Source organism: Sphaerotilus sp., assembly GCF_034519685.1.
Classification (GTDB): domain Bacteria; phylum Pseudomonadota; class Gammaproteobacteria; order Burkholderiales; family Burkholderiaceae_C; genus Sphaerotilus.
On sequence record NZ_JAXHOF010000006.1, the window covers coordinates 2,338,444 to 2,354,181 of the forward strand.

4 protein-coding genes are annotated in these 15,738 nt (G+C 64.9%); 1 reads left to right on the forward strand and 3 read right to left on the reverse strand.

Annotated elements, in window-relative coordinates; all coding sequences use genetic code 11:
- Nucleotides 1-79: 79 nt before the first annotated feature.
- Nucleotides 80-7,657 (reverse strand): LamG-like jellyroll fold domain-containing protein, encoded by a 7,578-nt coding sequence (locus tag U5O44_RS21560; RefSeq protein ID WP_322590424.1) that lies wholly within the window; start codon nt 7,655-7,657, stop codon nt 80-82.
- Between the two features lie 78 nt (nt 7,658-7,735).
- Here U5O44_RS21560 and U5O44_RS21565 point away from each other — a divergent pair, with 78 nt between their 5' ends.
- Entirely contained in the window at nt 7,736-7,975 is a 240-nt protein-coding gene (locus U5O44_RS21565; RefSeq protein ID WP_322590425.1) for a hypothetical protein, read from the forward strand.
- Nucleotides 7,976-8,154: 179 nt separating this feature from the next.
- Here the strand turns inward: U5O44_RS21565 and U5O44_RS21570 are convergent, their stop codons facing one another.
- Nucleotides 8,155-13,572: a calcium-binding protein gene (locus U5O44_RS21570; protein ID WP_322590426.1), complete on the reverse strand. Its 5,418-nt coding sequence runs from the start codon at nt 13,570-13,572 to the stop codon at nt 8,155-8,157.
- Between the two features lie 285 nt (nt 13,573-13,857).
- Nucleotides 13,858-15,717, reverse strand: coding sequence for a calcium-binding protein (locus U5O44_RS21575; protein ID WP_322590427.1), 1,860 nt, complete (start codon nt 15,715-15,717; stop codon nt 13,858-13,860).
- Nucleotides 15,718-15,738 lie beyond the last annotated feature (21 nt).

Sequence of the window (15,738 nt, forward strand, 5' to 3'; positions counted from 1 at the left end):
GGCCAGGCTTGTGCCGAACCGGCCTTGCAGATCCGACCAGCATGATCTGCAAGCGCCGCACAGCTCAACTCAACTCAACTCAACTCCAGTTGGCGGCGATGACGGTAGCGAGACTGGCCTGGTAGGTGGAGGACAGGGAGGTCTGCCCGACGGCTGGAGGGGAGAAGCTGGCCATGGCGGTGACGAGGTTGTCGACCGCCGAGTCGAGAAGCACCTTGCCGTCGGCGGTGGTGAACTGCTCCAGGTGGTGCTGGCTGCCGAGGTACCAGTCCTTGACGGTGGCCTTGTCGGAGGTGCCGATGATGGAGACCTCCAGGTCATTGCCGAGGGCGCGGAACCAGAGCTGGTCGGAGGCGATGCCGGCGGTGAAGCGCAGGGTGTCGAGGTTGCCGGCGGAGGCGTCGGTGTCCACGATGGTGTCGGCATTGCTGCCGCGGCCCATGACATAGGTGTCGTTGCCGGCTGCCCCGGTGAGGGTGTTGGCCAGACTGTTGCCGGTGATCTGGTTGGCCAGGGCGTTGCCGGTGGCGGTGAGGGCGGAGCCGAACAGGGCGACGTTCTCGACGTTGGCGCCGAGCGTGTAGCTGAGGTAGGCCTCGACGGAGTCGGTGCCTTCGCCCGCGAGTTCGACGACGGTGTCACCGACGCTGGCGACGCGGTAGGTGTCGTTGCCGGAGCCGCCGAGCATGGAGTCGTCACCCGCGTTGCCCAGCAGCGTGTCGTTGCCAGCGCCGCCGATCAGCGTGTCGTTGCCGGCGCCACCGTCGAGGAGGTTGTGGCCCGAGTTGCCGGTGAGGGTGTTGGCGTCGTCGCCGCCGTAGCCGTTGAGGTTGGCCGAGCCGGTGAGGGTGAGCCGCTCGACGTTGGCCTTGAGGGTGTAGGAGACGGAGGCGTTGACCTGGTCGGTGCCGGCCCCGGCTGCCTCGTTGACGACATCAGCGGTGTTGTCGACGAAGTAGGTGTCGTTGCCGGCGCCACCGGCCATCGTGTCAGCGCCGGTCAGCCCGTCGAGGACGTTGTTGGCGGCGTTGCCGGTGAGGACGTTGTTCAGGGCGTTGCCGGTGCCATTGAGAGCGTTGGTGCTGCCCAGGGTGAGGTGCTCGACGTTGGCGCCGAGGGTGTAGTGGATCCAGGCCTCGACGGTGTCGTTGAGGCCTTCGTTGGCCAGTTCGATGACCACATCGCCAGCGGAGCCGACGCGGTAGAAGTCGCTGTCGGCGCCGCCGGCCATGGTGTCGGAGCCGGCGCCACCGAGCAGGGAGTCGAAGCCGGCGCCACCGACGAGGCTGTCGTTGCCCTCGCCGCCGTCGAGGGTGTTGTCGCCCGAGTTGCCGATCATGGTGTTGGCCGAGGCGTTGCCGACGGCGCTGATCGAGCCGGAGCCCTGCAGCGTGATGTGCTCGACGTTGGCGCCCATGATGAAGTTCCGGGCGGTGCTGAAGACGACATCGGTGCCTTCGCCGGCCAGCTCGGTGATGATGTCGGCGGAGCTGTTGACGTAGTAGGTGTCGTCGCCGGTGCCGCCGACGGCGGTGTCAGCCCCCTCGCCACCGTCGAGGGTGTCGTTGCCGGCGCCGCCGGTGAGGACGTTGTAGCCCCAGTTGCCGGTGATGTGGTTGGCCAGGGCGTTGCCGGTGGCGTTGATGTAGTAGGCCGCGCCCGACAGGACGAGGTTCTCGACATGGTCGGACAGGGTGTAGCTGGTGTTGACGGCTTCGACGGTGTCGGAGCCCTCATCGGCGAGTTCGACGACGATGTCGGTGCTCAGGCCGACGCGGTAGGTGTCGTCGCCAGTGCCGCCGACCAGGGAGTCGGAGCCGGCGTTGCCGTAGAGGCTGTCGTTGCCGGCGCCGCCGAAGAGGGTGTCGCTGCCTTCGCCGCCGTCGAAGAGGTTGTCGCCGGCGTTGCCGGTGAGGACGTTGGCCAGGGCGTTGCCGGCGCCGCCGATGGAGGCCGAGCCCAGCAGCACGAGGTTCTCGACGTGGGCCTCCAGGGTGAAATAGGAGGCGGAGCTGAGGACGGTGTCGGTGCCGTCGGCGGCGGAGCGTTCGATGACGCGGTCGCCGGTGGACTCGACGAGGTAGGTGTCGTCACCGGAGCCACCGACGAGGGTGTCGATGCCGGAGCCGCCGTCGAGGGTGTCGTTGCCAGCGAGGCCTTCGAGGCGGTTGCGGGCCGAGTTGCCGAGCAGCAGGTTGTCGAGCGAGTTGCCGAAGCCGGAGAGGGCGGCCGAGCCGGTGAGGGTCAGGTTCTCGAGGTTGGCGCCCAGGGTCCAGGTGAGGGAGGACTGGAGGGTGTCGGTGCCTTCGCCGTCATATTCGGTGACGATGTCCAGGGCGTTGTCGACGACATAGGTGTCATCGCCGCTGCCCCCGACGAGGGTGTCGGCGCCGGAGCCGCCGTCGAGGGTGTCGTTGCCGTCGAGACCTTCGAGGCGGTTTGCGGCGCCGTTGCCGGTGAGTGCGTTGGCCAGGGCGTTGCCTGTGGCGTTGACTGCTGCGGCACCGGTCAGGGCGACATTCTCGACGTTGGCGGAGGCGGTGTACGACAGTGCCGACTGGACAAGGTCGGTGCCTTCGCCGACCGCCTCGATGACGGTGTCACCGTCGTTGTCAACGACGTAGGTGTCGTCGCCAGCGCCACCGGCCATGGTGTCGGCACCAGTGCTGCCGTCGAGGATGTTGGCGCCACCGTTGCCGGTGAGGGCGTTGGCCAGCGCATTGCCCGTGGCGTCGATCGCGGCGGTACCCGTCAGCGTGAGGTTCTCGACATTGGCCGAAGCCGTGTATGAAACCGAGGCATTGACCGTGTCGGTGCCGCCATCGGCTTCTTCGATGACCACATCCCCGCTGGTCTCGACGACATAGGTGTCATCGCCTTGCGCTCCCGTCATCGTGTCAGCGCCCGTACCACCGGTCAGCGTGTCGGCGCTGACCGTGCCCCGCAGGGTGTCGTTGCCCGAGGTACCCTTCAGGTATTCGGTGACGAGGGTCTGCTGGTTCCACACCGTGCCATCGGCGAACTCGATGAACTGGACTTCGTTGTAGCCGTTGGTCGGGTCGTTGTCCCAGAAGAAGTCGTCGATGTGGACTGCATCCGTGGTGCCCTGGATCGACAGGATCAGCGAGTCTCCCATGCCACTGGACGAGACATTGGCAGGCCGGCTCAGCAGCAGATCCTGTGGTGCGATGCCCGCACCGAAGCGCAGCACGCCGGCCTTGCTGGCCGAGGTGTCCCACGCCCAGCTGCTGATGGTGTCCAGGCCATCGCCCAGGTTGAACAGGTAGACGTCATCCCCCTCATCACCGTCGAGGGTGTCGTTGCCGCCCATGCCGTGCAGCACGTTGGCGGCAGCGCTGCCGGTGATGAAATTGTCGAGCCCGTTGCCCGTGGCATTGACCGCGGCCGAGTCGGTCAGCGTCAGGTCTTCGAGGTGGGCGCCCAGGGTGTACGAGACAGAGGATCTGATGAGGTCCTGTCCTTCGCCAGCGGCTTCGCTGACGATGTCGCCGATGGCGTCGACGACATAGGTGTCGTCGCCAGCGCCGCCCGCCATCGTGTCAGCACCCGCGCCGCCGTCGAGGACATTGTCACCGGCGTTGCCGGTGAGCTGGTTCGCGAGGGCGTTGCCCGTCGCATTGACCGCCGCCGAGCCCGTCAGTGTCAGGTTCTCGACGTGGGCGGAGGCCGTGTATGACACCGAGGAGCGGATGAGGTCGATGCCTTCGGAGGCCGCTTCGGTGACGACGTCGCCGGCGTTGTCGACGACATAGGTGTCGTTGCCGGCGCGCCCTGTCATCGTGTCCGCGCCTGTGCCGCCGTCGAGCATGTTGGCGCCCGCATTGCCCGTTATCACGTTGTTCAGACCGTTGCCGGTGGCGTCGATGGAGGCCGAGCCGGTGAGGGTCAGGTTCTCGACGTTGGCCGAAGCGGTGTACGAGAAGGATGCCTGGATGTGGTCGGTGCCTTCGCCCGTGGCCTCGGTGACCACGTCCGATGCGGAGTCGACGATGTACACGTCGTCTCCTGCGCCACCGATCAGGGTGTCGTCACCCGTGCCACCCCCCAGCGTGTCACCGCCCGTGCCGCCGTCCAGGATGTTGTTGCCAGCATTGCCGATGAGGATGTTCGCCAGTTCGTTGCCGGTGGCGTTGAGGTTGCCGGAGCCGGTCAGGGTGATGTTCTCGACGTTGGCCGCGGCGGTGTACGAACGGGAGGACTGGACGAGGTCCGTGCCTTCGCCCGCTTCTTCGGTGACGACATCCCCCATGTCGTCCACGACGTAGGTGTCGTTGCCGGCACCACCCGTGAGCGTGTCATCACCCGCCCCGCCCGTCAGCGTGTCATCACCGAGTCCGCCGAACAGGCTGTCGTTGTCCCAGGCGCCCATCAGCGCGAGACCTGGGGCCGCAGTATTGCCGGCGGCAATGGTCATGGCGGTCCCGCCACGGGTGTCGACCAGTGCGCCGCTGGCGATCGACGTGGCGGTGACCTGCCAGTTGCTGACCAGTCCCTGCTCGTTCAGCGGATCGGCCAGCGGGGCGAAGGCGTTGGCGGCGATCTCTTCGGCCGTGCGCACGTCATTGAAAATGCGCACATCACCGACCGCACCCCGCAGGATCTGGCTTGAACTGAAGCTGCCACCGATGCTGTCCTGTTCCTGTCCGATGATCAGCGTGCCACCGGCGTTGAGCGAAGTCGCCGTGCTCGTGTGCATGCCGCTGCCGACTGCGGCACCGTCGATGTAGATGACGTAAGCCCGGTTGTCCCAGGTCAGGGAGAAGCGGTGGGTGCCGCCATCCGCCAGCAGTGCCGCGGCGACGCTCGTCGTCATCGACGTGCCACGGTAGTTGATCTCGATGTTGCCGTTGTTCAGCAGCGAGACCAGGAAAGCGTTGGAAGTCTGGCTGTTGGCGTAGGAGATCAGTTCGTTGTAGCCCGAGACACCCGACACCAGCATCTCGATCGTGAAGCGCACTTGTCCGGTGGTGCCGGCAATGCCGCCATAGTTGGCGATGTGCAGGTACTGGTCGGTGACGCCTTGGTTGAGGCGGATCCCGTGTACCGCGGTGAAAGGTGAAACGGCCCCGGTGCCACCGTGCAGCACATCATTGCCCGCCCCGCCGATCAGCGTGTCGTTGCCCGCACCCCCATGGAGGGTGTCGTTGTCAGGCGTCAGGTCGATGACGGGCGCCGTGCTGACCGCGGTCGCGCCACCCTGGATGGTGAGGTCGGTGTTCAGCAGGGCCGGCGGCACGGTGACGCCTGCGGGCGCGGGGCCATAGACATTGAGTTCGGCGATGTGCAGGAAGTTGGTGTCCTGGTCGATGCGCACGGCCCGTGCGTTCATCACCGAGGGCAGCATGACCGTGATCGTCGCCCCGTCGCCGGCCCCCGTGATCGGGGCGGAGGTGTACAGCACGCCGCCCAGGCTGTCGAGCACCGAGACGGTCGAGCCGTTGAGTCGGCTGCCCCAGCTCGGCCGGTTGACGATCTCCACATAGGCGACGTCCAGCGACTGGTTGAAGTCGAGCTGGAGCCACTCGTTGCCGGAGTTCTTGGTGTGGTTGAACGTGCCAGTGTTGTCGTCCAGCACCCGCGCCGCGCCGCTCGATGCGTCGTAGCTCGAACTCTGGGTCGCGGTGAACGCGCCTGCAGGCAGGACGTCACCGAGGTTGACCGGCGGGTTGACCACCGCGACATCGCTGACCTTGGTGGTGTCGCCGGGCTGCACCTGCCAGTTGTGCAGCAGGCCTTGCTCGGTGCCGGTGAGGGGGGTGAAGGCGTTGTCGGCGATCTCGGCGGCGGTGCGCACGTCGTTGAAGATGCGGATGTCGCCGAGGGTGCCCGGCAGGATCTCCTCGCCGTCGAAGCTGCCGCCAACCGAGTCCTGCTCCTGGCCGAAGACCAGGGTGCCGCCGGTGGCGAGCTTGCGGCCGATGGCGGCGGTGTAGACCCCGCTGTGTTCGAGCGTGCCGTCGATGTAGAAGGACACGGCACCGGTCGTGCTGTCCCAGGTCACGGACAGGCGGTGGGGGTCGCCGTCGATGAGGGTGCGCATCAGGATGGGCGTGTCGTAGCGCGTGGTGCCGTCGATGATGATGCGCAGGGTGCTGTCGTTGCCGCCCTCGATGAGCAGCTCGTTGGAGTTGCCGTTGACCGCGTAGGACAGGAACGGGACGATCGAAGAGGGCATGCGGGTCAGCTTGAACAGCATCTCGACGGAGAAGCTGCTGCCCGACAGCGACGAGACGTTGGTCAGCGAGAGGTACTGGTTGCGCTGGGTGGGCGCTTCGTTGAGCTGGATGCCAGTGAAGTGGCGCGGGTCCACGACCGTCGCCACGGGTGTCTCGGCACCGCCGTAGAGGATGTCGTCGCCGAAGCCGCCGGTCAGCAGGTTGCCGACGTCGTTGCCGCGCATCTTGTCGTTGCCGTTGCCGCCCACCCCGTTCTCGATCACCGCACCGTAGGCCACGGAGACGTTGTAGGTTTCCAGGCCGGTCGAGCTGAAGCTGCCTTGGCGCAGGTCGAGCACGGTGTTGCCGGAAAAACCCGAAAAATCGAGCGTGTCGATGCCGCCGCCATCCCAGATGGAAAAACCCATCGTGGAGTCGAAGCCGAAGTTGTACGAATTGCTGCCCGCCGTGCTGTTGAATCCGTAGACCGTGTCCGTGGCCCGCGTTGTCCAGTTGATGCCGTACTCCATCTGCATGGCGAGGATGTCGTGCAGGCCCAGGGTGGCGAGCTGGGAGAATGAGGCGCCGGTGTAGGTCTCGCTCCAGTACGACATGTTCGTGTACTGGGAACTGTCGTTGAAATGGTCAGCGTTGGCATAGACGGCCGAGTTGCCGTTGTAGTTGCCCGGGTGTGCCAGACCCAGGCCGTGGCCCAGTTCGTGCAGCAACAGGTTCAGCGCGTAGGTGCCGGCGTTCATCGTCGGCTCCCAGGACACGTGGCCGACCTGGACATAGCCACCGCCTTGGCTGGGGTAGTTGGCCCAGCCACCACCATTCGTCGAGCCGATGCCGAACATGTACGTGATGTCGGCATCGTTCGGGTTGGTCGATTCGATGAAACGAACCCCGCTGACGTCCGTGTAGAGCTGCATGGCAGCGAGCGCGCCCGCCTGCGAGGCGGCCGAGCTGAAGGCTTCGTAGCCCGTCGGCAGGGTTGCACCGACACCGAAGGTGTAGGTCACCAGAAGGTCCGGGTGGAAGTCTGCCCATGAGCTGCCCGGGCGCGCGATGTGGGCTGCGGTCTCGTAGGCGCTCCAGACCGGCAGGCCCGAGAGCGTCGTGCCGACGAGCCCGGATGCCGGGTTCGATGGGTCGAGCAGGAAACCTTGTTCGTCGAGCTGGGGGATGCCGGAGCCGTCCGGGACGGGCAGGTCGCTGGTGTCGGTGTTCACGGTGCCTGAGCAGACCGGGCAGTTGCAGGTCAGCGCTGTCACGGGCGCCGCCGTGTCCGGGCTTTCCAGTTCGTTCTCGGCAGAGGCTCGGGCCATGAGGTCCAGAAAACCGAAGCCTGCCCGCGGGCCGTCCGGACTGGCAACCAGACGGTCGGCCTGGGTGTCGATGGTCGGGATCTGCATGCCGCTGGAGGCAGGCTGCTCATGGCTGACGACCGAATGGTCGATCGCCGTGGTGGTGTCCGCCACCGCAAACACCACCGCATCCGCGCCCGCGTCCGACGGTTCAATGTTGTGGATGGAGTGGCTTCGCGGAGCGCGGCTGGGATGATCAACCTGCACATGGCGGGCTTGTCGGATACCAACGGCACCAGCCGCGGCATGGTGCATGGTTTCCGCCGGCACGCCGTCCGTGGCGTCATTTCGGACGGTCGATATTTCCTGCTCGACCTGCGACGGAGCAGCGCTCGTGCTGGCTGCCGAAACAGTGCCATTCACACCGAAGTAGTTTGGATGTGCCATCAAGATGCCCCGCAAATTGTTTTCGAAAAGGTCTGCTGTGTCTGAGTGGTGCTCCGCATGCTTGGGCGACGTGTGGCCGTCCGGTGGCGCTGCGGAACCGTGCAGAATCCTGCACGGTTCCAGGGTCATGTCAGGCGACGCTGCCCCCCGTGTTCACGGGGTCGGTTTGTAACTGGACATGACTTGACGAGCCAAATCCCGTGGTGACTCGCTGACGATCCCGCTCACTGCCAGTTGGCGGCGATGACCACGGACAGGCTGGCCTGGTATCCGGCCGTCAGCGTGGTCTGCCCGACGGCCGGTGGGGCGAAACTGGCCATGGCGGTGACGAGGTTGTCCACCGCCGAGTCGAGCAGGGTTCGGCCGTCTGAAGACTGGAACTGCTCGATGCGGTTCTGGCTTCCGAGGTACCAGTTGCGCACCGTGACCGAGTCGCTGGTGCCGATGATGGACACTTGCAGATCGTTGCCCACATGCCGGAACCAGAGTTGGTCTGCGGCGATGCCTGTGCCGAAACTCACCACGTCGGTATTGCCCGGGGTCGCATCCGTGTCCCGGATGATGTCAGCCTTGCCACCGCGGTGGATGACGTAGGTGTCGTTGCCGGCTCCACCGGCCATGAAGTTGGCTGCGTTGTTGCCGGTGATGACGTTATCCATCGCGTTGCCATAGCCGGCGTAACCCCCGTTGCCGAGCACCAAGTTCTCCAGGTTGCTCCCCAGCGTGTAGTTGAAGAGGTTGGATTCAACCGTGTCCGTGCCTTCGCCTGCGAGTTCGACCACCACGTCACCTGCACTGCCGACCCGGTAGAAGTCATCGCCGAGACCGCCGACGAGGCTGTCGTTGCCGGTGTTGCCGAGCAGGGAGTCGTTGCCGTCGCCGCCGATGAGGGTGTCATCACCCGCGCCGCCGTCGATCTGGTTGTGGCCGGCGTTGCCGGTGATGGTGTTGGCGGATTCGCTGCCGGTGACGGACTGGTTGCCTGCGCCGACGAGTTCGATGAACTCGATGTCGCCGGTGGCGACGAAGTTGTCTGCAGAACTGAGGATGGTGTCCGAGCCTTCGCCAGCGACCTCGGTGACCATGTCGGCGCTGCTGTTGACGTGGTAGATGTCGTTGCCGGTGCCGCCGACGAGGGTGTCGCCGCCGAGGCCGCCGTCGAGCGTGTCGTTGCCAGCGCCGCCGGTCAGCAGGTTGAAGCCATCGTTGCCGGTGAGGCGGTTGTCGAGGCCGTTGCCGGTGCCTTGCAGGTTGGCGCCACCGCCCAGGGTCAGGTGTTCGAGGTTGTCTCCCAGGGTGTAGTTGATGTGGGTGTCGACGGTGTCGGTGCCTTCGCCGGCCTGCTCGATCACCATATCACCGTCTTCGCCGACCCGGTAGAAGTCATCGCCGAGACCGCCGACGAGGCTGTCGTTGCCGGTGTTGCCGAGCAGGGAGTCGTTGCCGTCGCCGCCGATGAGGGTGTCATCACCCGCGCCGCCGTCGATCTGGTTGTGGCGCGCGTTGCCGGTGATGGTGTTGGCGGATTCGCTGCCGGTGACGGACTGGTTGCCTGCGCCGACGAGTTCGATGAACTCGATGTCGCCGGTGGCGACGAAGTTGTCTGCAGAACTGAGGATGGTGTCCGAGCCTTCGCCAGCGACCTCGGTGACCATGTCGGCGCTGCTGTTGACGTGGTAGATGTCGTTGCCGGTGCCGCCGACGAGGGTGTCGCCGCCGAGGCCGCCGTCGAGCGTGTCGTTGCCAGCGCCGCCGGTCAGCAGGTTGAAGCCATCGTTGCCGGTGAGGCGGTTGTCGAGGCCGTTGCCGGTGCCTTGCAGGTTGGCGCCACCGCCCAGGGTCAGGTGTTCGACGTTGGCGCCGAGGGTGAAGTTGGCATGGGCTTCTACAGTGTCGGTGCCTTCGCCTGCGAGTTCGATCACCAGATCGTTGACGTCGCTGATCCGGTAGACATCATGGCCCTGACCGCCGCTCAGGGTGTCGACGCCGAGACCGCCGATGAGGGTGTCGTCACCGGCACCGCCGTTCAGGACATCGTTGCCCGCACCGCCATCGATGAGGTTGTGGCCCGCATTGCCGGTGATGGTGTTGGCGGATTCGCTGCCGGTGACGGACTGATTGCCCGCGCCGACGAGTTCGATGAACTCGATGTCGCTGGTGGTGACGAAATTCAGTGCTGTGCTGTAGACCGTGTCCGTGCCTTCGCCAGCGACTTCGATGACGACGTCGGCGGCGCTGTTGACGTGGTAGACATCGTTGCCGGCGCCACCGATGAGGGTGTCGGCGCCGAGTCCGCCGTCCAGCGTGTCGTTGCCGGCTCCACCTTCCAGCACGTTGAAACCGTCGTTGCCGGTGAGGCGGTTGTCGAGAGCGTTGCCGCTGGCTTGCAGGTTGCCGCTGCCGCCCATGGTCAGGTGCTCGACGTTGGCGCTGAGGGTGTGGCTGACATGGATCTCGACGCTGTCTGTTCCTTCGTTGGCTTGTTCGACCACGACATCGCCCGTTTCACCGATGCGGTAGAAGTCATTGCCGAGACCACCCACCATCGTGTCGCTGCCGAGATCACCCAGCAGGGTGTCGTTGCCAGCAGCCCCGACGAGGGAGTCGTTGCCCGCGCCGCCGTCGATCAGGTTGTCGTTGGCATTGCCGGTGAGCACGTTGGCCAAGTCGTTGCCGATCGCGTTGATGCCGCTGCCGCTGCTCAGGGTGAGGTTCTCGAAGTGGCTGCGCAGCGTGTAGGACGCTGTCGACACCACGGTGTCCGTGCCTTGACCGGCTTGTTCGATGACGAGGTCAGCGCTGCTGTTGACGAAGTAGAGGTCGTTGCCGGTGCCGCCGACGAGGGTGTCGCCGCCGAGGCCACCGTCGAGCGTGTCGTCGCCCGCACCGCCACTCAGCAGGTTGAATCCGTCGTTGCCGGTGAGGCGGTTGTCGAGGCTGTTGCCGGTGCCTTCCAGGTGGCCTTCACCGCCCAGGGTCAGGTGCTCGACGTTGGCGCCGAGGGTGAAGTTGACATGCGCTTCGACGGTGTCGGTGCCTTCGCCTGCGAGTTCGAGTACCACGTCACCGGTTTGGCCGACGCGGTAGAAATCATCGCCGAGACCGCCGACGAGGCTGTCGTTGCCGGTGTTGCCGAGCAGGGAGTCGTTGCCGTCGCCGCCGATGAGGGTGTCGTCACCGGCCCCGCCGTCGATGAGGTTGTGGCCGGCATTGCCAGTGATGGTGTTGGCGGAGTCGCTGCCGGTGACGGACTGGTTGCCCGCGCCGACCAGGTCGATGAACTCGACGTCGCCGGTGGCGACGAAGTTCAGGGCGGTGCTGCGGATGGTGTCGGTGCCTTGGTCGGCGACTTCGGTGACGACGTCTGCCGTGCTGTTGACGAAGTAGAGGTCGTTTCCGGCGCCGCCGACCAGGGTGTCGCCGCCGAGGCCGCCGTCGAGGGTGTCATTGCCTGCACCGCCGGTCAGCAGGTTGAAGCCATCGTTGCCGGTGAGGCGGTTGTCGAAATCGTTGCCGGTGCCCTCCAGATTGCCGATGCCGCCCATCACCAGGTGCTCGACGTTGGCACCGAGGGTGAAGTTGATGTGGGCCTCGACAGTGTCGGTGCCGGCGCTGGCGGACTCGATGACTTCATCGCCGGACTGGCCGACGCGGTAGAAGTCGTCGCCTGCGCCGCCCAGCATCGAGTCAGCGCCGGTGTTGCCGAGCAGGGAGTCGTTGCCATCGCCACCGATGAGGGTGTCGTCACCGGCACCGCCGTCGATGAGGTTGTGGCCGGCATTGCCGGTGATGGTGTTGGCGGAGTCGCTGCCAGTGACGGACTGGTCGCCCGTGCCGATCAGGTTGATCCGCTCGATTTCAGCGGAGACGGTCAGGCTCAGCAGTGTGCTGTCGACGCGGTCGTTGCCTTCGCCATTCAGTTCGACGACCACGTCAGCGACGTCGTCCACGATGTAGGTGTCGTCGCCAAGGCCACCGACCATCGAGTCGGCGCCGGTGCCGCCATCCAGGAAGTCGTTGCCTTCGCCGCCCAGCAGCGTGTCTCGGCCTGCGGAACCTGCCAGCAGATCGTTGCCCGCGAGGCCCGAGACCAGGTCATCGCCGCCAAGACCGTCGATCACGTCACCGAATGCCGTGCCGGTCAGCGTGTCGTTGCCGTCGGTGCTGTTCACCAGCGGGAGGGCGGCCAGCGTCGCCAGATCCCAGACCAGGCCTGCCTGGCCATTCGGGTCCAGGAAGACGACTTGCTGGACCGGGTTAGCTGTGTTGGCAGGGTTGTCGTTGGTGAAGAAGCCCTGGATCGTCACGGAGTCGCTGGTGCCCGTGATCGACAGCACCAGGTCATCGCCCACATGCTCGCCGCGCACCTGGCTGGGCAGTACATTGGCCGCGAAATACAGCACATTGGTCTGCACGTCGCCCGGGGTGCTGGTGGACGCAGCGATCGTGTCGTTGCCATCGCCCAGGCCAAAGACGTAGACGTCGTTGCCCGCACCGCCTTGCAGCAGGTCGTCGCCAGCACCACCCGCGAGGGTGTCGGCGCCCGCGCCGCCTTCCAGCACGTTGTTGCCAGCGTTGCCGGTCAGCACGTTCGCCGCGCTGTTGCCGGTGGCGTTGAGCGCGTCCGAACCGATCAGCGTCAGGTTCTCGGCGTTGGATCCCAGCGTGTAGGAAATGGAGGACCGGACCAGGTCGGTGCCACCGTTGGCCGACTCGGTGACGACGTCGCCAGTGTTGTCGACGACGTAGGTGTCGTCGCCAGCGTTGCCGATCATCGTGTCAGCGCCCGCGCCACCGTCGAGGACGTTGGCGAGGTCGTTGCCGGTCAGCGTGTTCGCCAGGGCGTTGCCGGTGCCTTCGCGTGCCGTGTCCCAGAACAGCCACAGCTTCTCGACGTTGTCGGCGAGAGTGAAGTTGCCCCGAGTCATCACGGTGTCCGTGCCTTCCGAGGCGAGTTCGGTCACCACGTCGCCGGTGTTGACGACATAGGTGTCGTCACCGGCACCACCGACCAGCGTGTCGACTGCGGAGGCGATCAGGTCGCCACTGGCCCAGCCGTACAGCCGGTCGTCGCCTTCATGGCCGTACAACTGCTCCGAACCGCCGGTGCCGAAGAGCAGGTTGTCCAGTGCGTTGCCATGGCCGACGTGTGCACCGTCCACGAGCTGGAGGCTCTCGATGCCGACACCGAGCGTGTAGTCGATGGAGCTGATGACGCGGTCGGCACCTTCGCCCTCCTGTTCGATGACAACGTCGTCCACGGAGTGGATGACATAGGTGTCATCTCCGTTGCCACCCCTGAGTTGGTCTGCGCCTGTTGCGCCGTCAAGGTAATCATTGCCATCTCCACCGTCTAGGGTGTCATCCAGCATGCTCCCAAACATCGTGTCGTTGCCCGCGTCGCCAGTGATCTGGCTGCCGCTGGAGGTGCCGGAACCGGCCCCGGTGGTGGTCGCCATGGGATCGCCACCGTAGATCCAGTCGTCTCCGTCCCCGCCCGACAATGTGCCAGCTCCTGTGAGGGTGTCGTTGCCACTGCCACCCAGCAAGGTGTTGCTCGTGCCGTGGTACGCCATGAGGTAGTCATTGCCGTCACCACCGTCCAGGTAGCTGCCTGGGATGGCAATACCCGGGCTGGTCATGGCACCCCAGTTGTGCACAGTGAGCTGGTCATCGCCGGAACCGCCTGAAAGGGATATGCCTAGTACCCCCGAGAGGGTGTCATTGCCGGCGCCGCCGCTCAGGCCACCAAACATGTCCCAGGTTTGCGGGTTGCCGGGAGCTAGTGTTGCGTCAACGATCCACTGTCGCACCCCAAGTGCCGTCATCCTCGCGAATGCGAGGATCTACCCCGCCAAAAAAGGGTTATTTCCCTGGGGGGGGGCCCTTTTTGGGGGGGGAGGAGGATTTTTTGTGGGGGGGGGTCCTTAAAAAAAGATATGAAAAAAAACTAGTGACGCCTGCAGTACATCGTCACCGTCACCGCCATCGGCGATGTCCGTTGTGGACACATTGATATGGTCGTTTCCTGCTCCACCCGACACCACCGATCCAACCGACACCATCCATGATGTTGGCAAGGGTCCATCGTTGGAGGTGCTGAGGACATCGTTGCCATCGCCCCCGTCCAGCCAGCCACTGCCTGTGATCGTGTCATCGCCGATCCCACCAAGCAACAAATTGTAACCACTCGAATCGAGGATCAGGTCGTTGCCAGCGCCTCCGTCGATCGAATCGTTGCCCAGCATCCCGAGCAACGTGTCTTGACCACCCCACCCCAGCAGGGTGCTGTCGCCTACCGAGCCGGTGAGGAGGTCGTCGCTTTCCGTGCCGTTCAGCCGTTCGCCTGGTAACAGGGCACGCATCGCCCGCATGTCCCACTCGGTTCCATCTTTAAAGTTGATGAATGCGACACCACTGCGGTCTTCGTTGAGTGCCCAGGAGGTGCTTCCGGTAGCTGTGAAGAAACTGCCGATCGTCACGCTGTCCGTGGTGCCGTTGATGCTGACGACGATGCGATCGTCGCCCAGCCAGCGCAGACTCACCTGATCCGGCGAGATGCCAGTGCCGAAGTACAGGGTGTTGTAGGCGTAGGCGTAGGCGTCCGCGTCAAGGTCGCTGCCAGAAAGCCCCAGGATCAGATCCTGACCGTCTCCCAAATCGAAGCTGTAGACGTTGTTGCCCAGGCCACCCATGATGGTGTCGTTGCCCCTGCCACCTGAAATCGAGTCTGCCTCTGTGACCAGCGCAGGCTCACCGCTTGAGCCGCCGTAGACCAGCCCGTCCCCGTAGATCAGGTCGTCGCCTTCGTCGCCGTAGATCAGGTCAGCCCCGGCATTGCCGGTCAGCACGTCATTGCCGGTGCCTCCACCCAGCATGTCGTTGCCGGTGTTGCCCAACACCGTGTCGTGGCCTGTACCACCTTCCAGGGTGTTGTTGTTGCCTGTGCCGGCCTGCAGTAAGTCGTCGCCCGCCTCGCCGGACAGCAGGTTCAGCATGGCGCCGTCACCACCGATGAGAGTGTCCTGTCCTGCGCCACCGGACAGATAGTTATTGGAGAAGGCCCCTTGACCACCGACGAGTCGGTCGTCGCCATCTTCGCCCCACATGTTGGTGCTGGTGGCGCCATCCATGGCGGACAGCGTGTCGTTGCCCACACCGCCAATCAGATCGTTCTGGCCCAGACCCCCCGTCAGGACGTCATCGCCATCTTCACCCCAGAGGATGTTCTTGGAGTTCTGTTCCAGGCCACCACTCAAAGTGTCCTGGCCGGTTCCGCCCCACAGCGAGTTGTTGCCGTGGTCTCCACCGACGAGCTCGTCGTTGCCTTCTTCGCCGACCAGGTAGTTGTTGGCGGTGGTGCCACCGATCAGCAGGTCGTCACCGAGACCGCCGAACAGCTTGTCGCTGCCTTGCTCGGCCACGGTTCCGCCGCCACGCAGCGTGTCGTTGCCGTCGCCACCTTGGAGTTCGTCTTCACCAGCCAGCCCGTCGATCACGTTGTTGCCGCTGTTGCCTACAATCACGTTGCCGAGTTCGTTACCGGTGCCCGTCAGCGCATCCGATCCGGTGAGCGTCAGGCCTTCAACATTCGCTGATAGCGTATAGCTGACGCTGCTTTCAATGTCATCGTATCCGCTATTTATATTTTCCACGACGACATCGAATGCATCGTCGATGATGTATTTGTCAAAACCTCGTCCGCCGATCAGAGTGTCGGCGCCAGACACACTTACCAGTCTGTCATGGCCGTTTGTTCCATGGATTGTGGAGCCAGATGTGAGCATTGGGATTCCCTGAAAAAGGTG